Annotated in this window: 25 protein-coding genes; 8 read left to right on the top strand and 17 right to left on the bottom strand. The window is 67.6% G+C overall.

The genetic code is table 11. From position 1 onward, the window contains the following. The first annotated feature begins 51 nt into the window (after positions 1-51). Positions 52-897 carry a universal stress protein gene (locus BA899_RS07755; RefSeq protein ID WP_159300257.1) on the top strand — a complete coding sequence of 282 codons (846 nt, stop codon included), beginning with the start codon at positions 52-54 and terminating at the stop codon, positions 895-897. A 1-nt stretch (position 898) separates the two neighbouring features. Here the strand turns inward: BA899_RS07755 and cyoE are convergent, their stop codons facing one another. Genes cyoE through BA899_RS07735 form a run of 4 tightly spaced genes read right to left on the bottom strand, consistent with a single transcriptional unit; the run spans position 899 to position 4,207 of the window. Further along, positions 899-1,852, bottom strand: a complete 954-nt coding sequence (gene cyoE / locus BA899_RS07750; protein ID WP_159300256.1) for a heme o synthase — start codon at positions 1,850-1,852, stop codon at positions 899-901. Then, a complete protein-coding gene (locus BA899_RS07745) occupies positions 1,849-2,856 on the bottom strand; it encodes a heme A synthase (protein WP_159300255.1) in 1,008 nt (335 codons plus the stop codon). Before BA899_RS07745 ends, cyoE begins: the two co-directional genes overlap by 4 nt. Continuing rightward, positions 2,853-3,446, bottom strand: coding sequence for a hypothetical protein (locus BA899_RS07740; RefSeq protein ID WP_144347095.1), 594 nt, complete (start codon positions 3,444-3,446; stop codon positions 2,853-2,855). The genes BA899_RS07745 and BA899_RS07740 overlap by 4 nt, the downstream gene beginning before the upstream one ends. Next, positions 3,443-4,207, bottom strand: a complete 765-nt coding sequence (locus BA899_RS07735) for an SURF1 family protein (RefSeq protein ID WP_159300254.1) — start codon at positions 4,205-4,207, stop codon at positions 3,443-3,445. The genes BA899_RS07740 and BA899_RS07735 overlap by 4 nt, the downstream gene beginning before the upstream one ends. A 57-nt stretch (positions 4,208-4,264) precedes the next feature. Between BA899_RS07735 and BA899_RS07730 the strand changes: the two genes are divergently transcribed. Continuing rightward, a complete protein-coding gene (locus BA899_RS07730) occupies positions 4,265-4,480 on the top strand; it encodes a twin transmembrane helix small protein (RefSeq protein WP_144347093.1) in 216 nt (71 codons plus the stop codon). Positions 4,481-4,485: 5 nt separating this feature from the next. On the opposite strand, the gene BA899_RS07725 is transcribed toward BA899_RS07730, so the two are convergent. The 5 genes from BA899_RS07725 to BA899_RS07705 all read right to left on the bottom strand — a co-directional run bounded on the left by BA899_RS07725 (position 4,486) and on the right by BA899_RS07705 (position 9,532). Next, on the bottom strand, positions 4,486-5,346 hold the full coding sequence (locus BA899_RS07725; RefSeq protein WP_144347092.1) for a cytochrome c oxidase subunit 3: 861 nt from the start codon (positions 5,344-5,346) through the stop codon (positions 4,486-4,488). A 148-nt stretch (positions 5,347-5,494) separates the two neighbouring features. Beyond that, positions 5,495-7,069 carry a cytochrome c oxidase subunit I gene (gene ctaD, locus BA899_RS07720; RefSeq protein ID WP_159300253.1) on the bottom strand — a complete coding sequence of 525 codons (1,575 nt, stop codon included), beginning with the start codon at positions 7,067-7,069 and terminating at the stop codon, positions 5,495-5,497. Positions 7,070-7,097: 28 nt separating this feature from the next. Further along, a complete protein-coding gene (gene coxB / locus BA899_RS07715; protein ID WP_159300252.1) occupies positions 7,098-7,967 on the bottom strand; it encodes a cytochrome c oxidase subunit II in 870 nt (289 codons plus the stop codon). Beyond that, positions 7,964-8,545, bottom strand: coding sequence for a DUF2244 domain-containing protein (locus tag BA899_RS07710; protein ID WP_159300251.1), 582 nt, complete (start codon positions 8,543-8,545; stop codon positions 7,964-7,966). Before BA899_RS07710 ends, coxB begins: the two co-directional genes overlap by 4 nt. A 90-nt stretch (positions 8,546-8,635) precedes the next feature. After that, positions 8,636-9,532: a methyltransferase domain-containing protein gene (locus tag BA899_RS07705; RefSeq protein ID WP_159300250.1), complete on the bottom strand. Its 897-nt coding sequence runs from the start codon at positions 9,530-9,532 to the stop codon at positions 8,636-8,638. Between the two features lie 86 nt (positions 9,533-9,618). On the opposite strand from BA899_RS07705, the gene BA899_RS07700 reads away from it, so the two are divergent. Beyond that, the gene (locus tag BA899_RS07700) at positions 9,619-10,341 is read left to right on the top strand and encodes a ComF family protein (RefSeq protein WP_159300249.1); all 723 of its coding nucleotides are present in this window, start codon (positions 9,619-9,621) and stop codon (positions 10,339-10,341) included. Here the strand turns inward: BA899_RS07700 and ubiA are convergent. The 7 genes from ubiA to gmk all read right to left on the bottom strand — a co-directional run bounded on the left by ubiA (position 10,338) and on the right by gmk (position 17,529). Further along, positions 10,338-11,219, bottom strand: a complete 882-nt coding sequence (gene ubiA / locus BA899_RS07695) for a 4-hydroxybenzoate octaprenyltransferase (RefSeq protein WP_110882389.1) — start codon at positions 11,217-11,219, stop codon at positions 10,338-10,340. The two genes, BA899_RS07700 and ubiA, sit on opposite strands and share 4 nt — an antisense overlap. Beyond that, positions 11,216-11,767 (bottom strand): chorismate lyase, encoded by a 552-nt coding sequence (locus tag BA899_RS07690; RefSeq protein ID WP_159300248.1) that lies wholly within the window; start codon positions 11,765-11,767, stop codon positions 11,216-11,218. Before BA899_RS07690 ends, ubiA begins: the two co-directional genes overlap by 4 nt. 12 nt (positions 11,768-11,779) lie before the next feature. Then, complete coding sequence (gene recG / locus BA899_RS07685) at positions 11,780-13,858, bottom strand: ATP-dependent DNA helicase RecG (RefSeq protein WP_159300247.1); 2,079 nt, start codon at positions 13,856-13,858, stop codon at positions 11,780-11,782. Between the two features lie 3 nt (positions 13,859-13,861). Next, positions 13,862-14,254, bottom strand: coding sequence for a RidA family protein (locus BA899_RS07680; RefSeq protein ID WP_110882386.1), 393 nt, complete (start codon positions 14,252-14,254; stop codon positions 13,862-13,864). A gap of 32 nt (positions 14,255-14,286) precedes the next feature. Continuing rightward, positions 14,287-16,455, bottom strand: coding sequence for a bifunctional (p)ppGpp synthetase/guanosine-3',5'-bis(diphosphate) 3'-pyrophosphohydrolase (locus tag BA899_RS07675; protein ID WP_159300246.1), 2,169 nt, complete (start codon positions 16,453-16,455; stop codon positions 14,287-14,289). A gap of 10 nt (positions 16,456-16,465) precedes the next feature. Further along, positions 16,466-16,780: a DNA-directed RNA polymerase subunit omega gene (gene rpoZ, locus BA899_RS07670; RefSeq protein WP_144347085.1), complete on the bottom strand. Its 315-nt coding sequence runs from the start codon at positions 16,778-16,780 to the stop codon at positions 16,466-16,468. 110 nt (positions 16,781-16,890) lie between these two features. Beyond that, positions 16,891-17,529 carry a guanylate kinase gene (gene gmk / locus BA899_RS07665; protein WP_159300245.1) on the bottom strand — a complete coding sequence of 213 codons (639 nt, stop codon included), beginning with the start codon at positions 17,527-17,529 and terminating at the stop codon, positions 16,891-16,893. A gap of 61 nt (positions 17,530-17,590) precedes the next feature. On the opposite strand from gmk, the gene rph reads away from it, so the two are divergent. From rph to BA899_RS07645, 4 genes are read left to right on the top strand one after another with little or no spacing between them, the layout of a single operon-like run. Further along, positions 17,591-18,307, top strand: a complete 717-nt coding sequence (gene rph / locus BA899_RS07660; RefSeq protein WP_110882383.1) for a ribonuclease PH — start codon at positions 17,591-17,593, stop codon at positions 18,305-18,307. Position 18,308: 1 nt separating this feature from the next. Then, positions 18,309-18,923 (top strand): RdgB/HAM1 family non-canonical purine NTP pyrophosphatase, encoded by a 615-nt coding sequence (gene rdgB, locus BA899_RS07655; RefSeq protein WP_144347083.1) that lies wholly within the window; start codon positions 18,309-18,311, stop codon positions 18,921-18,923. After that, positions 18,908-20,059, top strand: coding sequence for a radical SAM family heme chaperone HemW (gene hemW, locus BA899_RS07650; protein ID WP_148121587.1), 1,152 nt, complete (start codon positions 18,908-18,910; stop codon positions 20,057-20,059). The genes rdgB and hemW overlap by 16 nt, the downstream gene beginning before the upstream one ends. Beyond that, complete coding sequence (locus tag BA899_RS07645; protein ID WP_370456333.1) at positions 20,056-20,241, top strand: CPXCG motif-containing cysteine-rich protein; 186 nt, start codon at positions 20,056-20,058, stop codon at positions 20,239-20,241. Before hemW ends, BA899_RS07645 begins: the two co-directional genes overlap by 4 nt. Here BA899_RS07645 and BA899_RS07640 read toward each other — a convergent pair whose 3' ends face one another. Then, entirely contained in the window at positions 20,242-20,622 is a 381-nt protein-coding gene (locus BA899_RS07640; protein WP_110882380.1) for a SirB2 family protein, read from the bottom strand. A 140-nt stretch (positions 20,623-20,762) separates the two neighbouring features. On the opposite strand from BA899_RS07640, the gene BA899_RS07635 reads away from it, so the two are divergent. Further along, positions 20,763-21,026 carry a type B 50S ribosomal protein L31 gene (locus tag BA899_RS07635; protein WP_110882379.1) on the top strand — a complete coding sequence of 88 codons (264 nt, stop codon included), beginning with the start codon at positions 20,763-20,765 and terminating at the stop codon, positions 21,024-21,026. Positions 21,027-21,054: the final 28 nt, after the last annotated feature.

The raw sequence follows: 21,054 nt of genomic DNA, 5'->3' as shown, positions 1-21,054 counted from the left end.
ACTCCTCCCCGCCGGCCGTTTGCGTCATCGGCAGGACGCGGAACCCCGCTGATGCGCCGGATTGTCCTGGCGACCGACCTCAGTGACCGTGCCGAGCGCGCGCAACGCATGGCGCTGCTACTGGCCCGTGAGCATCGCTACGGCCTCAAGCTCGTCTACGCCATCGATACCGACCAGCCGACGGCCATGATCGATGCGCAGCGCGACACCGCCAACTTCATGCTACAGCGTCTCGCCACCACGATCGAGACGGTGGATGGTGTGGCCTGTTCCGTCGCGGTCGTGAGCGGCCGGGGGCCCGATGAGGCCATCCGATCCGCCGTCGACGACACGACACCGCTGATCGTGTTGGGCAGCCACCGCAAACGCCAGCTGCGTGACCTGTTCCTGGGCGGCACCTCGGAGCGCATCATCGCCCATACCGACTGCCCGGTACTGGTCGTTCGGGCGGCTCCGGTCGAGCGCTATCGCCGGCTGCTCCTTGCCACAGATCTCTCGGAAGGCTCCATGGCCAGGGCGCGCGCTCTGGGCGCGACTCCCGTCAGCGCCGGCACCTCCACGACGGTGGTGCATCTGGTCGGCACCCAGGAGCAGTCCGCCGTGCCGGCCGGCCGAATGACGGATGACGCGCGCGATCGACTGCTCGCCCACGATCAGGCGGTGGCCCGGGAGCGGTTGGAAGGATTCGTCCGCAATGCGGACCTGGGGGCTGTCGGTATCCGGGTCGAGGCGGATACCCGCCCCACTGCCACTGCCCTGATGGACATCGCGGCGCATGAGGGGGCGGATCTGATCGTGCTGACCCCGCGTCAGGGCGAAGGCCTGGATCACTTTCTGCGCTATCGCACCACCACCCGGCTGCTGAATGCCTCGCCGGTGGATCTGCTGATTCTGTGATTCAGCCCAGCAGAGGCGCCAGGATCACCGGCAGATAGGCGTCCAGCAGCAGCACCGCGAACAGCGCCATCAGATAGACGATGCTGAAGCCGAACGACTTCATCGGTAGTGACCGGTCGTCGGGGCGGGCGAGCAGTGCGTAGCCAAACCACAGATAACGCGCTCCCAGTCCCACAGCGCCCACCAGATACACCCAGCCACTCATCCCGGTGGCAAACGGCATCAGCGTCACGCCCACCAATAGCACGGTGTAGAAAAGGATCTGCCAGCGCGTGAACCGATCGCCGTGGGTGACCGGCAGCATCGGGATGTTCACACTCGCGTATTCCTCGCGCCGATGAATGGCCAGGGCCCAGAAATGCGGTGGCGTCCAGGTAAAGATGATCAGGAACAGCAGCAGGGCGTGGGGATCGATGCTGCCGGTGACCGCGACCCAGCCCAGCACCGGCGGTGCGGCCCCCGCCGCGCCGCCGATGACGATGTTCTGCGGCGTCGCACGCTTGAGAAACAGGGTGTAGATGAACGCATAGCCAATCAGCGAGCCGAAGGTCAGCCAGGCGGTGAGCGGGTTGACCAGAAAGTACAGCATCGACAGGCCCGCCAGCCCCAGCACCCCGGCAAACAGGCTGGCGTCGCGGGTGCGCAGTCCGCCGGTGGGCAGCGGGCGCCCTTCGGTACGCTTCATGCGGGCATCGATGCGCCGATCGACCAGATGGTTGATCGCCGCCGCCGAGCCGGCCGCCAGCGCGATCCCCAGGTTACCCACCGTGAGTGCTGTCCAGGGAATGGCACCGGGGCTCGCCAGCAGCTCGCCCACCAGCGCGGTGAACACCATCAGCGCCACCACCCCGGGCTTGGTCAGCTCGTAGTAATCCCGCCAGTGCTGGACGGCATGCTGCAGGACGGCCGTAGCGCCCGTGGCAGGGTTGGAAGTGGCGTCGAAATATCGGCTCATGATCGCGCTATGGGTCGCCGGACGTGAATGGCGGTGACCAGCACCAGCATCAGCAGCGCTGCACCCGCATTGTGCGCGACGGCCAGTGTCAGCGGCAAGCTGTAGATGACATTACCAATGCCGATCAACACCTGCAGACCCAGCGCCCCGGCAACCGCGACGCCCATGACGCGGCCCAGCCCGCCCGCACGCCACAGCCAGAACGCCAGGCCACCGAGCACCAGCGTGACGGCGATGGCGCCGATGCGGTGGACCAGATGAATGGCCATGCGCGCTGGATGGTCCAGCACGCCGAACTCGTAGTTCACACCCAGGCCGCGCCACAGCACAAAGCCCTCGCTAAAGTCGGCATTATCCGGCCAGTACTCGCCGAGGCTGCAGGCCGGAAACTCATTACAGGCAAGCGCCGCGTAGTTGGTGCTTGTCCAGCCGCCCAGCGTGATCTGGCCGACCGCCGCCAGCACCCCGACGGCAAGGAACACCCCCAGCCCCCGGACCTGCGAGAGCCGTCCGGCCCCCAGACGATTGCTGCGCAGCGTCACCCACCAGAGCAGTGACAGCGTTGTCAGGCCGCCCAGCAGATGCGCCGTGACCACCGCGGGCTTGAGCTGCCAGGTCACCGTCCACGCGCCCAGCAGACCCTGAAAGCAGACCAGCGCGACCAACAGCAACGGCACCCGCCACGGCTGGCCGGGGCGATGCCGCTGGCGCCAGGCGAACACCCCCATCCCCACGATCAGCAGGCCCAGGCCGCTGGCGAGATAACGGTGCACCATCTCGCGCCATCCCTTGCCCACATGCACCGGCGTATCGGGGAATGCCTCATTGGCCGCGGCGATCGCCTCGGGCGTGTTGGGGACATCCCACTGCCCATAGCAGCCGGGCCAGTCCGGGCAACCCAGTCCGGCATCCGTCAGCCGCACCCAGGCACCCAGCACCACGACGCAGAGCGCCGTCGCAGTCGCCAACAGACTCAGGCGGTAAAACCAGGGATGGGAGTTCATTCGTTGACAGCCTCCTCAAGGGCGCGGCGCTCGGCCTCCTCTTTGGCCAGACTGAGGAGGTTTTCCAGATCATCCAGCAGGCCGGATGCATCCAGCGGCCGGGGGTAGCGCATGACGTGATAACCGCGATAATCGACAATATGCGCGGCCATCGGTTCACCGTTGTGGACCGCCAGTCGATCCACCACGGCATCGGCCGCCGACAGATTGAGGATGCCGGGAACGGGTTCGAACACCGGAGCCTCGAGGCTTTCGGGCTGCAGCACCACCAGGCGCACCCGCTCAATGTCGCGGTCCAGTGCGATCTGCACCCGGTTGAGGCGATCGACCCGCTCGCGGCAGGCCTCGCCACAGGACTCGCGCTGCGGCGTCACGATCAGCCAGTCGCCGGCGAGGATCGGCGCTGCCTCGACCACGCCCTGCCACTGCCCGGGGTTGATCTGCTCAGCGGGCTGCACCAGATCGCCATTGTTGGTGAATGATTCAGGTCGCCAGTCGCTGAAGACCATGATCATGGCCGCGGCGGTGGGCAGGATGAAGACCGCCAACAGCGCGAACGGCTGCCAACGGCCCTTGAGTCGATCGATCAACTGCTCTCTCCTCGTGTTGGCCGGCGCGTATTGACCACCAGCCAGATCACCGTCAGCGCCGCGGCCAGTGAGAACCACTGCACCGCATAGCCCTGGTGACGCTCGGGCCCGAAGCGCCAGGCATCCCGATCGCTGCGCCGGGCGACCGCGTCGGTGGAAAGCGATCCCTCGACCAGTACATAGTCGCTGAGCGGATAGTCGAGCATCGCGTTCATGGCCTCAAAATCAATGTATTGCAGGCGCCGCGGCCAATTCCCGCTGCCATCCGCCGCCTCGCCCAGACGCATGCCCACGGACGGCCCCGACCCGATCTGGCCCGTGACCCGCGCGGGCGAGTCCACCGGCGGCAGCTCGGGCAGCGTCTGGCGGCTGCCGGCGATGGGCACGAATCCCCGCTGAACCAGCACCGCGGCGTCCCGACCCGTCAGTCGCAACGGCGTCAGCACCCGGTAACCGATACGCCCGTCCTGGACCTGGTTGTCCAGCAGGAACTGGTGGTCCGTGTCATAGCGCCCCTCGGCGGTGGCCCGCCGGTATTCGTGGCGGGCCAGGCTCGCCGGGCGGTCATTGAGCGCCATCACCGGGGCATCCGTGGCGTCGGCCCTGGCAGCCAGTGCCGAGCGCTTCTCCGCCGCCCGGTCGAGCTGCCACTGACCCAGCCCGATCAGCAACCCCAGGAGCACCGCATAAACCAGCGTCGGCAGGGGGCCGGGTGCGAACACCCAGCCGCCGAAGCGAATCCCCCGGCGGGCGGTGATCAAGCCAGCTGCCGCCCGTATCTTCCTTTACAATGCGCGCAAAGCGACAGGGAATAGCTCATGGATTTCGCAATTCGCATCACGATTCTGCTCACATTGTTCGTCATCGTCGCGAGCCTCGGCTCGGGTCTGTTCTATCTTATCCGCGACCGGGGCGAATCGCGCCGCACGCTGAACGCCCTGACGGTGCGCATCACGCTGTCGATCATCCTGTTCGTGCTGATCCTGGTGGGCTTTCTGACCGGGGCCATCGCCCCGAACGGCAGCCCGTTGTAGCCGCGCTAGAGGATGTAGACGAAGATAAAAAGGCCCAGCCAGACGACGTCGACGAAGTGCCAGTACCAGGCCGCTCCCTCGAAACCGAAGTGTGACTTGGGATCGAAGTGGCCTTTCATGCACCGCAGCGTGATCACCAGCAGCATCAGTGTACCGATCACCACATGCATGCCGTGGAAGCCGGTCAGCATGAAGAACGTCGACCCGTAGATGCCGGTGTCCATGCGCAGATTCAGGTGGACGTAGGCTTCGTAGTACTCATAGGCCTGCAGGCCGACGAACAGTGTGCCCAACAGCACCGTGGCCCACATGAAACCGATCAGCTTGGTGCGGTTGTCGTCCTTGAGGGCATGATGCGCGATGGTCAGCGTCATCCCCGAGGTGAGCAGGATCAGTGTGTTGATGGTGGGCAGCGGCCAGGGGCCCATCGGCCGCCACTCCATGGCCGCATTGGCCGGCCCGGCGGTGGGCCAGTTGAGCGCCATTGAGTCCCACAGCAGGCGGCTGGTGGCCGGGTCTTCGCCGGACAGCCACGGTACGGACAGCATCCGGGCGTAGAACAGCGCGCCGAAGAACGCGGCGAAGAACATGATCTCGGAGAAGATGAACCAGATCATCCCCCAGCGCAGCGAGCGGTCGACCTGATCGCTGTAGAGGCCCCTGACGCCCTCACTGACCACGTCACTGAACCAGCCGAACACGAACCAGGCGGTGATCAGGCCGCCACCGCCCATCACCCACGTCCCCAGTGCCATGCCCTCGAGGTACATCGCGATTCCGACCACCAGGGCGGTCACGCCGATGGTGCCGATGATCGGCCAGTAGCTTTGATGCGGGACGTAATACCCGCCCTGTGCCTGTGCCATTGTCTGCTCTCCCTCTCCCCCGGTCGGATCGCTAGAGACGATCGAGGAAAACCCCCAGATAGATGCCCAGAACGAGCAGCACGAGCAGGACCACCGTCCAGCGGATCCTGCGTCGTGTGCGTCGATCGACTTCGCGGTTGATCATTCCCTAGCGGACGACCGGTGGCGTCTCGAAGGTGTGGTGCGGCGCCGGTGAGGGCACATCCCACTCAAGGCCGTCAGCGCCTTCCCAGGCCTTGGCCTCGGCCTGCTGGCCACCACGGATGCACTTGTAGAGCAGGTAGACGAACAGCAGCTGGGCGAACCCGAAGCCGAACCCGCCGATGCTCGAGACCATGTTCCAGTCGGCGAACTGCACCGAGTAGTCCGGGATGCGGCGCGGCATGCCGGCGAGCCCGAGGAAATGCTGCGGGAAGAACAGCACGTTCACGAACACCACGGACAGCCAGAAGTGCCACTGCCCCAGCCGCTCGCTGTACATGTGCCCGGTCCACTTGGGCATCCAGTAGTAGGCCGCCGCAAGGATGGCGAACACCGCCCCGGTCACCAGCACATAATGGAAATGCGCGACCACGAAGTAGGTGTCGTGGTACTGGAAGTCGGCCGGCGCGATCGCGAGCATCAGCCCGGAAAAGCCGCCGATGGTGAACAGGAACACGAACGCCAGCGCGAACAGCATGGGCGTTTCAAACGTCATCGCCCCACGCCACATGGTCGAGACCCAGTTGAACACCTTCACCCCCGTGGGCACCGCGATGAGCATCGTCGAGTACATGAAGAACAGCTCGCCGGCGAGCGGCATGCCGACGGTGAACATGTGATGCGCCCAGACAATGAACGACAGGAACGCGATGGACGCCGTGGCGTAGACCATCGAGCTGTAGCCAAACAGCGGCTTGCGCGCGAAGGTGGGGATGATCGTCGAGATGATGCCGAATGCCGGCAGGATCAGGATATAGACCTCGGGATGACCGAAGAACCAGAAGATGTGCTGATAGAGCACCGGATCGCCGCCACCCGCGGCGCTGAAGAACGTGGTCCCGAAATACTGATCCGTCAGCAGCATGGTCACGGCGCCGGCCTGCACCGGCATGACCGCGATCATCAGATAGGCGGTGATGAGCCACGTCCACACGAACAGCGGCATCTTCATCAGGCTCATGCCCGGCGCGCGCATGTTCAGGATGGTGGCGATGACGTTGATCGAGCCCATGATCGAGCTGATCCCCAGCACGTGGATCGCGAAGATCACGAACGGGAAGGCGGTGCCGGTCTGGAGCATGAGCGGCGGGTACATGGTCCAGCCACCCGCCGGTCCGCCGCCGGGCATGAACAGCGTCGACAGCAGCACGGCAAAGCCGAACGGCAGCAGCCAGAAGCTCCAGTTGTTCATGCGCGGCAGCGCCATGTCCGGCGCACCCACCATCAACGGGATCATCCAGTTGGCCAGCCCGGTGAACGCCGGCATAACGGCCCCGAAGATCATCACCAGCGCATGCATGGTGGTCATCTGGTTGAAGAAGTACGGATCCACAAGCTGAAGGCCGGGCTGGAACAGCTCGGCGCGGATCACGAGGGCCATGGCGCCGCCCACCAGGAACATGGCCAGCGAGAACAACAGGTACATGGACCCGATGTCCTTGTGGTTGGTGGTCACCAGCCAGCGTGTGATGCCGGTCGGCTCTCCCTCGTGCGATGCGTCGTTGTAGGTCGTTGCCGTCATCTCAACCATCTCCCCTGTCTGATTCTGTTTACCGGGCGGCCAGTTCGGCGTCGGTGTCCGGCGTCGCGTCGGCGTCGGCCGTCATGCCCTCGCCACTGGCCTGGCGGTTGGCGAGCCAGGTCTCGAACTCCGCCTTGGGCAGCGCCTCGACCACGATGGGCATGAAGCCGTGGTCACGTCCGCACAGCTCGGCGCAGCGGCCGCGATACACGCCCGGCTCTTCGATCTCGGTCCACATCTCGTTGACATAGCCCGGGATCGCGTCCTTTTTCCAGCCCAGGTCCGGCATCCACCACGAATGGATGACGTCCGCGCCGGTGATCTGAAAGCGGATGCGGGTGTCGACCGGCAGCACCAGGCGCTGGTCGACGTTCTGCAGGTAGTTATCCACCGAGGCCGGCTTGATCCCTGAGTCGAGCCGCCGTGCCCGGTCGCTGTCCGTCGACAGGCGACTGAGGAACTGGACATCCTCGCCGCGGTACTCGTAGCCCCAGAACCACTGGTAGCCGGTCACCTTGACCGTCATCTCCGAACCACTGGTGTCATCGAGGTCGATCAGCACCTGGGTGGCGGGCACCGCCATGGCCACGAGAATGACCAGCGGAATCACCGTCCAGACGATTTCCATGGTGGTGCTGTGATGGAACTTCGAGGGCTTCACGCCGCGCGACTTCCGATGCCGGAAGATCGAGTAGAACATCGCCCCGAAAACGCCCACACCGATCACCACGGTGATCATGAAAATGGTCATGTGCAGGCCATAGATCTCGCGGCTCGACTCGGTGACCCCCTGGGTCATGTTGAGCAGGCCAAAGTCGGCGCTGGCCGGTACGGCGGCGAGTGCCGCCGCCAGGGCGGTCAGTTGACCCACGCGCTTCATCGCGGTTGCTGCAGTCATCCCGATTTTTCTCCAACGTTGGCGGTGAGCCCCGGCGTCCAGGACCTCTCCGGCGCATTCGATTCAGTGGCCGTCACCGGGCGCGCATCACCCCACCGGGCCATCGGCCCGATGCAGGCCCTGAGCGCCCGCTCGAGGCTGCGTCGCTCGTCGGCGTCAAGAAACGCGCCGATCACCAGTGACCGGTCCCGCGAGCGCAGCAGCAGCTGGGTTTCATCCCAGCGCCGGGACCGCCGGCGGAGCTGCACGTCGGTCCACGTGCGGTCCATTTCGAAGCGCTCCTCGACCCGGCCGCAGCCTTTTTCCACGACCACGGCGTTATCCACTACGTGAATGACCTCGCGGTCGAGCGAGCGCCGCGCCGACTTGTAGAGCGCCCAACCCAGGGCCGTCACCTCAATGCCCGCGAAGGGCAGGATCGGCCACAGCCCGAACGACGCGCAGACCACGCCAATCCCCAGACACACTGTACTGATGCCGGCGAAGATCAGCATGGTCTGCCGCCAGTCGGGCGCGATATTGGGCGCCAGAACAAAGCGGCGGCCGTGATTCGGCTCGCTTTCCGTCCGGGTACTCATGGGCCCGCCCCGCTCGGGTTGAAACTAATATTCATCAAGTTTAGTGAATTCCGCGCGCGGAGGAAAGCAATCGCTCGGGTGGCGATCGCCTCAGCGCTGCCGATGGGGCATGGACAGGGTATCCAGCGGTACCCGCACGGCGCCGTCGTCGCCGGTGATCTGGCGCTGGGCATCGGTGCCCCAGGCATGCCCATAGGCGATTTCCCAGGTTGCCGGCAGACGACCCTCGGCGTCGGCCAGGGCCTGATAGGCGGTTTCCATCGCCTGCCAGCGCTGCCGCGACGTGAGCCCCGACTGACGGGCCATCAGCGCGTTGCGCAGCCCCAGTGCATCGAGGTCGCGGATCAGCGCGGGCACGTCCGCATAGGTCAGCGTGAAATGCTCCATGTCCATCACCGGATCCGCCAGACGGGCGTTGACCAGGGCATCGCCAATATCATGCATGTCCACAAAGCCGTGCACATGGGGCGTCTCATCGGCCGCCTGCCAGGCCGTCCGCAGCTCGTCCAGCGTATCCGGCCCGAAGGTCGCGAACAGCAGCACCCCATCGGGGCGCAGCACACGTTGCAGCTCGCGGGCAGTGGGCGCCAGGTCGGGCACGCGGTGCAGCGCCAGGCTCGAGACCACCAGATCAAAGCTGTCATTGCGGAACGGCAGCTGATCGAGCCCGGCGCAGACACCCGGCGGCCGGCGCCAACGGCCGGCGCGTCGCCGCGTCTGGGCCACCAGCGGGGCGACCAGATCCATGGCGTAGTAATCCGCCCGGGGATAGCGCTTGCGCAGCGCCTGGGTGTTCAGCCCGCTGGCACAGCCAAGATCGAGCATTGCCGTCGGTTGCAGGCGGATGTAATCGAGTCGCTCCACCAGTCGCCGACTGACTTCGCGGTGGAGTACCGCGGCGTCGTCAAAACGCGGGGCGGCACGCTCCAGCCGGCGCCGAAGGACGCGGGGGTCAAGCTGCAGGGGATCGTTGGCGGGCTCTGACATACGCTCATCCTGACATAATCCACCGCCGGTCGGCAGCGCCCGGCGGCGCACTGGCCGCAACGCGGCCGCCGCGGCAGTCTGCCCGCATGACCCTGCCCGTCCCGCCACCTCAGGCGCGCACGCCCTGGCGCCCGCCCGGCCGCGGCGCCGCTTTTCTGCACAACCTGCTCAGCGGCCGCTGCCGGTTCTGCCAGGCCCGCAGCCTTGAGTGCCCCCTGTGCCCCGGCTGCCGCGAGGACCTGCCCTGGATCAGCGCCGCCTGCGAGCGCTGCAGCCTGCCACTGGCCTCGGGCGAGCCGCTCTGCGCCGGCTGTCGCACCGCGCCGCCGCCATTTGACCGGACCCGCGCGATCTGGACCTACGGCGAGGGTGTCGACGACCTGATCCGCGCATTCAAGCTGCACGAGGATCTGGCCGCCGGCCGTCTGCTGGCCGAGCTGGCCGCCGCGGCACTGCATCAACGCGGCACCCCCTGCCATGGCCCGCTGGTGCCGATGCCGCTGTATGCGGCCCGCTATCGCCGGCGCGGGTTCAACCAATCGGCGCTGCTCGCCCGCTGGCTGGGGCCACCGGTGGCCCCGTCACTGATCCAGCGCCACCGCCATACCGCCCCCCAGCGCGGTCAGACAGCCGCCGACCGGCGCGCCAATCTGCACGGCGCTTTCCGGCTGCAGCGCCCACCACCGGCCGCGGTCACTCTGGTGGATGATGTCGTGACCACGGGGGCCAGCCTGGCGGCGGTGGCGGACTGCCTGCGCCGCGGCGGGGTCAGGCGGATCGAGGTCATCGCCCTGGCCCGGGCGATTTAGGCGCCGGTCAGATAGGCCAGCGCGATCCCCGCAAAGACCACACCGCCGTACAGATTGTTGTTGAGAAACGCCCGGAAACTGCCATCACGACTGCGGTCGCGGATCAGCCACTGCTGGCGCAGGAACAGTCCCGTGGCCAGCGCCAGCGCCAGGTAATAGACCGGCCCCAGCCCGGCACGCCAGCCGATCACCGCCAGCAGCAGGGTCAGCAGCCCCTGCAGCAGCCCGATCATGGCGCGGTCGTAGCGCCCGAACAGCACCGCCGTGGACTTGATGCCCACCTTCAGGTCGTCATCGCGATCGACCATGGCGTACTCGGTGTCATAGATGGTCGCCCATACCACCGATGCGGCGAACACCAGCCAGGCAAGCACCGGCACACCGCCGGTCTGGGCGGCGAAGGCCATGGGGGCCGCCCAGCCGAACGCGGCCCCCAGGTGGACCTGGGGCAAATGGGTATGGCGTTTCATGAACGGATAGGTGGCGGCGAGGATGACACCGCCCAGCGAGAGCAGGATCGTGAGCCGGTTCATGAGCAGGACCAGCGCGAAGGCGATCAGACACAGGCCAGCAAACAGCAGCAGCGCCTCGCGCTCGCTGACCTCGCCGGTGGTCAGCGGCCGCGTGCGGGTGCGTTTGACGTGACGGTCAAAGTCGCGATCGGCGTAGTCATTGATCACGCAGCCTGCGGCGCGCATCACCACCACGCCCAGCACGAACACCACGAGGACATCGAGGCGCGGCTCGCCAGTGCCCGCCAGCCACAGCGCCCAGAGCGTGGGCCAGAGCAGCAGGAAGTTGCCGATGGGCCGGTTCAGGCGCGCCAGCCGGGCATACAGCGTCAGCCGATGCGGCCAGCCGGTGGCGGATGCCGTCATGGGTGGAGCTCCTCAATCAGGGGTTGCAGGAAAACTTCGGTCACCAGCAGCGGGCGGCCGGCGATTGAGAACACCGAGCGCCGTGCCCAGCACGGCTCGGCTCCCGGCGCCCGGGCCCGGGCGCCGAGGCGCGAGCTGGCGTCGAGTGGCGCCACCTCGATAGGCCCGCGGGCCACCGGGTAGCGGCCGAACAGCAACGCCCCCAGCGGCTGCCGCCCCAGGGTGCGCAGACGGCGCAGCGGGCCTTCGAGGCTGTGGCGCGGGATGACGCTGCGGGCATGGATCCAGGGCTGGTCACCGGTGCCCAGCCTGACCTCGCGGATCCACAACCAGGCCGGCGCGCGCACGCCCAGCCGCCGGCGCTCGTCCGGCCAGGGCCGACCCCAGTACTCGCGCAGCACCTGCACCCGGAAGGCGCCACCGGCCTGTGCCCGCAGCCGCCGGGTCAGTGAACCGGGCTCGTCCAGCCAGTCACGGACGGGCCCCGGCCGCGGGCGGGCGCCGGGCACACCCCGCGGTCGCCAGTGACGCAGTCCCGGCTCAGCCATGCTGGAATCCCCTCATACCTGTGCGTAACGCTCGCCCTCGCCCACCCAGCGGCGGATCAGCTCGGACACCGCCACCGGATCCTCGTCGAGCAGCGTGCGCGCCGCCGCCTGGACCGCGTCCAGCAGATCGGCGTCACGGGTCAGATCGGCAATGCGATAGGTCAGCGCGCCGGTCTGGCGCGTGCCCAGCACCTCGCCGGGACCGCGGATCTCGAGATCGCGCCGGGCGATGCGAAAGCCGTCGTTGCTCTCACGCAGCACGCCCAGCCGCGCCCGGGCGGTGTCGCCCAGCGGGCCATGGTACAGCAGCACGCAGCTGCTTCGGGCATGACCGCGCCCCACCCGGCCGCGCAGCTGATGCAACTGCGACAGGCCCAGCCGCTCGGCGTTCTCGATGATCATCAGCGAGGCGTTGGGCACATTGACTCCCACTTCGATCACCGTGGTCGCCACCAGCAGATCGATCGCGCCGGCCTCGAACTGCGCCATGACGGCCTCCTTGGCCGTCGCCGGGAGACGCCCGTGCACCAGCCCGATGGTCAGCTCCGGCAGCTGTTCGCGGAGTCGATCGGCAGTGGCTTCGGCCGCTTCGGCTTCGAGCCAGTCCGAGTCCTCCACCAGCGTGCAGACCCAGTAGGCCTGCCGGCCCTGCGCCCCCACCGCCCGAATGCGCTCGATGACGGCGTCGCGGCGGGTGTCGGGCAGGGCGACGGTCTGCACCGGCAGGCGCCCCGGCGGCAGTTCGTCGATCACCGAGGTATCCAGATCGGCGTAGGCGGTCATCGCCAGCGTGCGCGGGATCGGCGTGGCGGTCATCACCAGCTGATGGGGCTGGTGATGATCGCTGCCCTTATCCCGCAGCGCCAGGCGCTGATGGACGCCGAAGCGGTGCTGCTCGTCAATCACCACCAGTCCCAGCGCGCGGAACACCACATCAGCCTGGAAGAGCGCATGGGTGCCCACCACCACCTGGATGTCGCCGGCGGCGAGCCCGGTCAGCGTCGCCCGCCGCTGGGCGGCGCCGGCCCGGCCACTGAGCCAGCCCACCCGCAGGCCAAGCGGCTCGAGCCAGTCCCGGAAGCTGCGCTCGTGCTGCTCGGCGAGCAGTTCGGTGGGCGCCATGATCGCCACCTGCCAGCCGGCCGCCACCGCATGCAGTGCCGCCAGCGCGGCGACGACGGTCTTGCCCGAGCCGACATCGCCCTGCACCAGGCGCAGCATGGGCAATGGCTGGCCCAGATCGGCCACCACCTCGGCGTGCACACGCTGCTGGGCGCCGGTCAGCGCGAATCCCAGTCCATCCAGAAAACGCGCGACTCCCCGGGCGTCCTCGCCGATCGCCGGCGCGGGCATGACCTGCTGCTGGGCGGCGCGCAGGCGCAGCAGGCTGAGGCGGTGGGCCAGCAGTTCCTCGAAGGCCAGGCGCCGCACGCTCGGATGGCGCCCGTCCAGCAGGGCGTCGACGTCGCTATCCGCTCCCGGCGCATGGACCTCGGCCAGGGCCGTGTCCAGTGGCACCAGATCGAGCGATGCGCGCAGCGGGGCCGGCAACCACTCGGTGACCGCGCCGGGTTTTGCCAGCGCCGCCGCGATGGCGCGCCGCAGGGCCGCCTGAGTGATCCCCTCGGTGGCGGGATAGACCGGTTTGAATTCGCCCTGGGCCGGTGGGGCACCCGCCTCGACGCGCTGCCAGTCGGGGTGGACCATCTGCATGACCACCGGCCCGGCACGGGCCTCGCCAAACACCCGCAGCGACACACCGCGCGCCATCTGACGCTGCTGACTGGCGTAGAAATGAAAGAACACCAGCTCGAGACTGCCGGTGCCATCGCTGATGCGGCAGATCAGCCGGCGGCGTTGCCCGCCGACGACCTCCACGGCGGTCACCGTGCCATCCACCAGCGCCGCGACGCCGGGCACCAGCTCGCCGATGGCCCGCACCCGGGTGCGGTCCTCGTAGCGGTTCGGCAGGTGAAACGGCATGTCCTCGACGCGCTCGAGCCCCAGCCGTGCGAGTTTCTCGGCGAGCCGTGGGCCGATCCCCGGCAGGCGGGCCACCGGCGTGCCCGACGCGGCGGCGCCCTCAGCCATGGCTCAGGCGTCTTCGGCCAGGCTCAGGATCGCCTCGACCTCGACCATCGCCCCCTTGGGCAGCTCGCGCACGCCCACCGCGGCTCGCGCCGGGTAGGGCTCGGCGAAGGTCTCGGCCATGATGTCATTGACCGTCGCGAAGTGGCCGAGGTCGGTCAGAAAGATCGTCAGCTTGCAGATCGAGGCCAGATCGCCCCCGGTGGCAACGCAGACATGGCGCAGATTATCGAATACCTGGCGGGTCTGGACGCTGATGTCGCCCTCGACCAGGGTCATGCTGGCCGGGTCGAGGGGGATCTGACCCGAGATGAAGGCCAGATCGCCCACCTGCACCGCCTGCGAGTAGGGCCCGATGGCCGCCGGTGCCTGATCGGTCTGAATGATACGGCGTGTCATGGCTTGCTCCGTTGTGGGATGACTCGAGGCGCTCAGCCGCGCCGCCGGGTGATGCGCTGCACCGCTGACAGGCCCCGCAGCCGCCGCATGATACGCGCCAGATGGGCGCGGTCACGCACCCCCACCACCAGCCGCAGGGTAGCGATCATGTCAGCCTTTTCGTCGATCTCGACGGCATCGATGCTGGAGTCGAGATCGGAGATAACCGCCGCCACGCTGGCCAGCACGCCGCGGTTGTTCATTACGTCCATATCCACGGCCACCGGATAATCGCCCTCGGCAATGGCGCCCCAGCGCACGTCCACCCACTTCTCCGGGTGCTTGCGGTACTCGCGGATGTTGTTGCAGGCCTCGTGGTGCACCACCACGCCCCGCCCGGCGCTGGCAAAACCGACAATGGGGTCACCCGGGATCGGCCGGCAGCAGCGCGCAAACGCCACCACCGCCCCTTCCGTGCCCTGCAGGGTCAGCGCGCCACCGGCGCCGGCGGTATCGGGCCGATCCGCGCCATCGTCGCCCCCGGCCAGATAGCGGGCCACGAACCAGGGCAGCCGCCGCCCGAGACCGACTTCCTCGAACACCTCGTCGACGCGCTCGACGCCGAACGACTCGAGGGCCGTCGCGATCTGCTCGTCGCTGAGATCGCCCAGGCTCAGATCCATGGCATTCAGCCCCCGCTCCACCAGACGCCGGCCCAGATCGGTGGCCTCGGCCCCCTGCAGTCGCTTGAGGCTCTGACGGATGGCCGAGCGCGCCTTCGCGGTCACCACGAAGTCCAGCCAGGCGGGATTGGGACGGGCGACGGGGGCGGAGATGATCTCGACGGTCTCGCCGGTCTTGAGCGGCGTGCGAAGCGGGGCCAGGCGGTTGTCGATGTTGGCGGCGATACAGGCATCACCGATCTCGGAGTGCACCGCGTAGGCGAAGTCCACCACCGTCGCGCCCTTGGGCAGCTCCATGATGTCGCCGCCGGGGGTGAACACATAGACCTCGTCGGGGAGCCGATCGATCTTGACGTTCTCGATGAACTCCAGCGAGTTGCCCACGTTTTCCTGGATCTCGAGCAGCCCGTGGACCCACTCGCGGGCCCGGGTCTGGGCGACATTGCTGGGCTGGCCCGGGTCCTTGTACAGCCAGTGGGCGGCGATCCCGGCCTCGGCGACCCGGTCCATCTCGGCGGTGCGGATCTGCACCTCGAGCTGAACCCGGCGCGGCCCCAGCAGGGTGGTGTGCAGGCTCTGGTAGCCGTTCACCTTGGGAATCGCGATGTAGTCCTTGATGCGCCCCGGCAGGGGTTTGTAGCGCCCATGGCAATGGCCGAGCACGCGGTAGCAGGTATCCACGTCCGCCACCACCACGCGGAAGCCATAAACGTCGAAGATGTCCTCGAAGCCGGCCTGCTTGCTGCGCATCTTCTGATAGATGCTCCACAGGTGTTTCTGCCGGGCGCTGATCTGCGCATCGATGCCGGCTTCGGCAAGGCTCGCCTGGATCTCGTCGCGGACGTTGTCGAGCAGCTCGCGGCGCGATCCGCGCTGCTGGCGCACCCGCTCCTTGAGGACCCGGTAGCGCATCGGATGCAGGGCGGCGAAGCCCAGGTCCTCGAGCTCGACCCGAATGCTGTTGATGCCCAGTCGCTGGGCGATCGGCGCGTAGATCTCGAGGGTTTCGCGGGCGATGCGGGCCCGCTTGCTGGGCGGCATCACGAAGATGGTCCGCATGTTGTGGAGCCGGTCGGCCAGCTTGATCAGAATGACCCGGATGTCCTTCGACATCGCCAGGATCATCTTGCGGAAGTTCTCGGCCTGGGCCTCGGCCTTGCTGCGGAAGTTGATCTGGGTGAGCTTGGAGACGCCATCCACCAGCTGGGCCACTTCCGGGCCGAACGCCTCGGCGATCTCGACCTTGGCGGTGGGCGTATCCTCGATCACATCGTGGAGGATGGCGGCGCAGAGGCTCTCGGCATCCAGGCCCATCTCTCCCAGCGTGCGCGCCACCGCCAGCGGATGGGTGATGTACGGCTCGCCGGAGAGTCGGCGCTGACCCTGATGGGCCTGGGCGCCAAACTGATAGGCCCGATAGACCTTCTGGACGTTGTGCGGGTCGAGGTAATTCTCGAGCAGCGAGCACAGGTCGGCCGCCCGGGCCGCGGAGTCGTATCCCAATGTGTCGGGGGTGACTACTGCCTCGCTGCTGGCCATGGCTCCCCGGTCAGTCGCCGGTCTCCGCCCCGTCATCCGCCGGCGGCGTCGCCGGGGTGTCGGCCGCTTCCGGCTCGGCCTCGCGGCTGGCGTCATCCAGCGCGCCCAGCGCCTCGGCCGCCTCCGCCTCGACATTCAGGATGTCGGCGGTGACATAGCCCTCGGCAATCTCGCGCAGCGCGACCACGGTGGGCTTGTCATTTTCCCAGTCCACCAGCGGCTGGGCACCATGGGCCACCTGACGGGCGCGCCGGGTGCCGGCCAGCACCAGTTCGAAGCGGTTATCGATGTTGTCGAGGCAGTCCTCGACCGTGACTCGTGCCATGGCGGCGTTCTCCAGAATGAATACGCTGTGGAATGGCGAACAGTCTAGCCTGAAAGCCGGGTTGCAATAAAGGCTTGATTGTGCGGCCAGAAAAGCCCGCCCGCGCGGAATCAGCCCGCCGCGTCACTGCCGGTGAGCTGCGCCAGCGCCGCCGCGTGGGCGCGCGCCTGCTGATCGGTGGCCAGGCGCCGCGCCCGGATGATGGCCTCGAGGTCGGCCAGCGCCACCGCAAAGTCGTCATTCCAGACCAGGTAATCGTACTCGCGGCAATGACTCATCTCGCTGACCGCTTCGGCCATCCGGGCCGCGATCACCGCGTCGCTGTCCTGCCCCCGACCGCGCAGCCGTGACTCGAGCACATCCCGCGACGGCGGGAGGACGAAAATGGACACACAGTCCGGCAGACGCTCGCGGATCTGGCGCGCCCCCTGCCAGTCGATCTCCACCAGCACGTCGCGACCGGCGGCCAGATCCTCGTCCACCGCCGCCCACGACGTCCCGTAACGGCGATCGAAGACGTGCGCATGCTCGAGAAAGGCATCGGCGTCGATCAGGCGCCGAAACCCCTGCTCATCGACAAAGTGATAGTCGCGGCCGTCGCGCTCGCCGGGTCGCGGCTGGCGCGTGGTGTGCGACACCGAGAAGCACAGCCGCGGGTCGCGCTCCATGAGCGCGCGCAGCAGCGAGGTTTTGCCGGCGCCCGACGCCGCCGAGACGATATACAGAGTGCCCGTTGTGCCCGATTGCATGCCCGCGATGTTACCCTGCGCGCTGTTTTTTCGCATCTTGCCAACCACCCGGGAGATCCGCATGCGCCCCAGCGGCCGAAGCCCTGACCAACTCCGCACCGTTCGCCTGACCCGCGACTTCACCCGACACGCCGAAGGCTCGGTGCTGGTGGAGTTCGGTGACACCCGGGTGCTCTGCACCGCCTCGGTCGAAGAGCGCGTGCCGCCGTGGCTGCGCAACAAGGGCCGCGGCTGGGTGACCGCCGAGTACGGCATGCTGCCGCGCGCCACCGGCAGCCGGACGGATCGCGAAGCGGCCCGGGGCCGTCAGCAGGGCCGCACCATCGAGATCCAGCGGCTGATCGGCCGCAGCCTGCGTGCCGTGGTTGATCTGGAGGCGCTGGGCGAGCGCCGCGTGGTGGTGGACTGTGACGTCCTGCAGGCCGACGGCGGGACCCGTACGGCGGCCATCACCGGCGGCTATGTCGCCCTCGCCGACGCGGTGCAGACGCTGGTGCGCGCCCGCAAGCTGCGCCGTAACCCGCTGCATGGTCACGTTGCCGCGATTTCGGTGGGCATCCATCAGGGCACGCCGGTGCTTGATCTGGACTACGCCGAAGACTCCGAGGCCGAGACCGACATGAACGTCATCATGAACGACGCCGGGCACTTCATCGAAGTCCAGGGCACGGCCGAGGGCCACGCCTTCCGCCGTCCCGAGCTCGATGCCATGCTGGATCTCGCCGGCGCCGGCATCGCCGAACTGATCGCCGCGCAGCGCACCTCGCTGGAGGCCTGATATGGCGCTCATCGAACGACTGGTACTGGCAAGCGGCAATGAGGGCAAACTGGCCGAGCTCACCGCCCTGCTGCGCGGCCCCGTCGATGAGATCGTCCCGCAGTCCTATTACTACGTCCCCGAAGCGGCGGAGACCGGGACCACATTCGTCGAAAACGCCCTGATCAAAGCGCGCAACGCCGCCGCCCACACCCGGCTGCCGGCCATCGCCGATGACTCGGGGCTCGAGATCCCGGCGCTGGACGGGGCTCCCGGGGTGCGCTCCGCCCGCTGGGCCGGCGATGACGCCGGCGATGCCGAGAACAACGCCCGGTTGCGCGATGCACTGATCGATCTTGGCGAGGATGAGCGCGGCGCCGCCTACCGCTGTGTGCTGGTGGCACTGCGCCACGCCGATGACCCCGCGCCGCTGATCGCGGAAGGGGTATGGACCGGGCGGCTGATCGAAACGCCCCAGGGCAGCGGCGGATTCGGCTACGACCCGCATTTCTATCTGGTCGAGTCCGGCTGCACGGCCGCCGAACTGCCCGCCGATACCAAGAACATGCTGAGCCACCGCGGCCAGGCGCTGAGTGCCCTGCGCCGGCGGCTGGAGCAGGAATGGCAGCCACGCTGATCCCGCCACCGCTGGGGCTGTACGTCCACCTGCCGTGGTGCGTGCAGAAATGCCCCTACTGCGATTTCAACTCCCACGCCCTGCGCGGCGAGCTGCCCGAGGCGGACTACACCGCCGCCCTGCTGCGGGATGCCGGGCGCGAGGCCGCCGACGCCGGCGGCCGGCGCATCGACAGCGTGTTCATCGGCGGCGGCACGCCGAGCCTTTTCAGTGCCGGGGCCATTGGCGGGCTACTGGACGGCCTGCGAGAGCGGCTCAACCTGTCCCCGACTGCCGAGATCACCCTTGAGGCCAACCCCGGCACCGGCGAGGCCGGCCGCTTCGAAGGGTTTCTGGCCGCCGGCGTCAATCGCCTGTCCATCGGGGTGCAGAGCTTCCAGGGCCATCACCTCGAGCGCCTCGGTCGCATCCATGGCGGTGATGAAGCGGCGGACGCGGTCAGGACGGCCCAGCGCGCAGGGTTTGAGCGCATCAACGTCGACCTGATGCACGGTCTACCCGGGCAGACGGCCGCCGAGGCGCTGGATGATGTCGAGCAAGCGCTGGCACTGGGTGTTGAACACCTCTCGCACTACCAGCTGACCCTCGAGCCCGGCACCGCCTTTTTCGCCCGCCCGCCGACACTGCCGGACGACGACCAGCTCGCCGACATCGAGGCGGCCTGCGCCGAGCGGATCGAAGGCGCCGGACTGCAGCGCTATGAGGTCTCCGCCTGGGCGGTGCCCGGCGAGGAATGCCACCACAATCTGAACTACTGGCGCTTCGGGGATTACCTGGCGATCGGTGCCGGTGGCCATGCCAAGCTGAGCCGGCCGGAGGGCGGCATCCGCCGCACCCACAAGCAGCGGCTGCCGCGGCTCTATCAGGAACTGGCGGGCACTGATGCGGCCACCGCGGGGGAACGCGACATCACCCCTGACGAGCGGCCGCTGGAGTATCTGATGAATGCCCTGCGCCTGACCGGAGGCACATCCATGGCCGACGCCCGGGCCCGCACGGGCCTGTCGGCAGCGGCCTTCGAGCCGGGGCTGAGCGAGGCCCGACGCCGCGGGTTAATGGTGACCGACCCCGCGCGACTGCAGGCGACGGCGCTGGGGCAGCGTTTCCTCAACGACCTTCTGGGGCTTTTCCAATGATGATCGAGACGCTCACCATCGACTGTCCTTACTGTGGCGAGACATTCTCCACCGTGGTCGACTGCTCCGCCGGCGATCAGGCCTATATCGAGGATTGCGTGGTGTGCTGCCGGCCCATCGAGTGCCGGCTGACCGTCACGCCCGATGGCCCGGTCCTGACGGTGCAGCGCGACGACGACTGATCAGATCGGCAGCGGGGTCTTGTACAGCGCCACCATGACGATATAACCGTAGACCACCAGCGCGGCCACGAAGGCCGTGACGCGGATGGTGGCGGTGCGCCCGCGCTTGAGTGCGATGATGCCGAGCACGATATAGACCACCAGCGCAACCACTTTGGCCGTAATCCAGTCATGCGGCACCACCGGGTAGCGCCAGCCGATCCAGGCCACCGCGAAGGCGGTGATCAGCAGTGTCGTGTCGATCACATGCGGCAGGATCTTCACCCATTTGCGCTGCAGCATCGCCGAGCCGGCGACCATCCAGCCCCCCCGCAGGATGAACAGCAGGACCGTCAGCGTGGCGACGGTGGTGTGCAGATGCTTGAGCCCGATGTAGAGCATGAACGCGATTCCTGTTCGACGGCCGAGTTGACCGCGTCATCCTACCGGCGCGACATGGGCCGGTCGAGCGCGTCTCTTGTACCGCCGGCAGCGACCGCCTAACATACGCGCATCTTTTAACCAGTGTTTCGAGAGACGGAATGAAGAAAGACATCCATCCCGAGTACCGCCAGGTGGTGTTCCAGGACATCTCCGCGGATTACTCGTTCCTGACCCGCTCGACGGTGAAAACCGACGAGACCATCCAGTGGGAAGACGGCAACGAGTACCCGTTGGTCAAAGTCGAGATCTCCAGCGCCAGCCACCCCTTCTACACCGGCAAGCAGCGCGTGCTGTCGAGCGGTGGCCGGGTTGATCAGTTCCGTCGCCGTTATGGCGGGATGGCGAAAGGCACCAAGAGCTGAGACCGGACAGCGCCGAACGAACAGGAGG

Origin of the sequence: Spiribacter sp. SSL99, from assembly GCF_009805925.1 — a bacterium.
GTDB classification, from domain to species: domain Bacteria; phylum Pseudomonadota; class Gammaproteobacteria; order Nitrococcales; family Nitrococcaceae; genus Spiribacter; species Spiribacter roseus.
This window is presented reverse-complemented; position numbering and strand designations above follow the sequence as displayed.

Excerpts from the sequence above, each read along its gene's own strand:
- BA899_RS07745 (WP_159300255.1), bottom strand. The coding sequence starts at position 2,856 with ATGAACTCCCATCCCTGGTTTTACCGCCTGAGTCTGTTGGCGACTGCG.
- BA899_RS07755 (WP_159300257.1), top strand. The coding sequence starts at position 52 with ATGCGCCGGATTGTCCTGGCGACCGACCTCAGTGACCGTGCCGAGCGC.
- rpoZ (WP_144347085.1), bottom strand. The coding sequence starts at position 16,780 with ATGGCACGAGTCACGGTCGAGGACTGCCTCGACAACATCGATAACCGC.
- BA899_RS07730 (WP_144347093.1), top strand. The coding sequence starts at position 4,265 with ATGGATTTCGCAATTCGCATCACGATTCTGCTCACATTGTTCGTCATC.
- hemW (WP_148121587.1), top strand. The coding sequence starts at position 18,908 with ATGGCAGCCACGCTGATCCCGCCACCGCTGGGGCTGTACGTCCACCTG.
- BA899_RS07645 (WP_370456333.1), top strand. The coding sequence starts at position 20,056 with ATGATGATCGAGACGCTCACCATCGACTGTCCTTACTGTGGCGAGACA.
- BA899_RS07675 (WP_159300246.1), bottom strand. The coding sequence starts at position 16,455 with ATGGCCAGCAGCGAGGCAGTAGTCACCCCCGACACATTGGGATACGAC.
- cyoE (WP_159300256.1), bottom strand. The coding sequence starts at position 1,852 with ATGAGCCGATATTTCGACGCCACTTCCAACCCTGCCACGGGCGCTACG.
- BA899_RS07640 (WP_110882380.1), bottom strand. The coding sequence starts at position 20,622 with ATGCTCTACATCGGGCTCAAGCATCTGCACACCACCGTCGCCACGCTG.
- BA899_RS07705 (WP_159300250.1), bottom strand. The coding sequence starts at position 9,532 with ATGTCAGAGCCCGCCAACGATCCCCTGCAGCTTGACCCCCGCGTCCTT.
- gmk (WP_159300245.1), bottom strand. The coding sequence starts at position 17,529 with ATGCAATCGGGCACAACGGGCACTCTGTATATCGTCTCGGCGGCGTCG.
- BA899_RS07700 (WP_159300249.1), top strand. The coding sequence starts at position 9,619 with ATGACCCTGCCCGTCCCGCCACCTCAGGCGCGCACGCCCTGGCGCCCG.
- BA899_RS07635 (WP_110882379.1), top strand. The coding sequence starts at position 20,763 with ATGAAGAAAGACATCCATCCCGAGTACCGCCAGGTGGTGTTCCAGGAC.
- coxB (WP_159300252.1), bottom strand. The coding sequence starts at position 7,967 with ATGACTGCAGCAACCGCGATGAAGCGCGTGGGTCAACTGACCGCCCTG.
- BA899_RS07710 (WP_159300251.1), bottom strand. The coding sequence starts at position 8,545 with ATGAGTACCCGGACGGAAAGCGAGCCGAATCACGGCCGCCGCTTTGTT.
- ctaD (WP_159300253.1), bottom strand. The coding sequence starts at position 7,069 with ATGACGGCAACGACCTACAACGACGCATCGCACGAGGGAGAGCCGACC.
- BA899_RS07725 (WP_144347092.1), bottom strand. The coding sequence starts at position 5,346 with ATGGCACAGGCACAGGGCGGGTATTACGTCCCGCATCAAAGCTACTGG.
- ubiA (WP_110882389.1), bottom strand. The coding sequence starts at position 11,219 with ATGACGGCATCCGCCACCGGCTGGCCGCATCGGCTGACGCTGTATGCC.
- rph (WP_110882383.1), top strand. The coding sequence starts at position 17,591 with ATGCGCCCCAGCGGCCGAAGCCCTGACCAACTCCGCACCGTTCGCCTG.
- BA899_RS07690 (WP_159300248.1), bottom strand. The coding sequence starts at position 11,767 with ATGGCTGAGCCGGGACTGCGTCACTGGCGACCGCGGGGTGTGCCCGGC.
- recG (WP_159300247.1), bottom strand. The coding sequence starts at position 13,858 with ATGGCTGAGGGCGCCGCCGCGTCGGGCACGCCGGTGGCCCGCCTGCCG.
- rdgB (WP_144347083.1), top strand. The coding sequence starts at position 18,309 with ATGGCGCTCATCGAACGACTGGTACTGGCAAGCGGCAATGAGGGCAAA.
- BA899_RS07680 (WP_110882386.1), bottom strand. The coding sequence starts at position 14,254 with ATGACACGCCGTATCATTCAGACCGATCAGGCACCGGCGGCCATCGGG.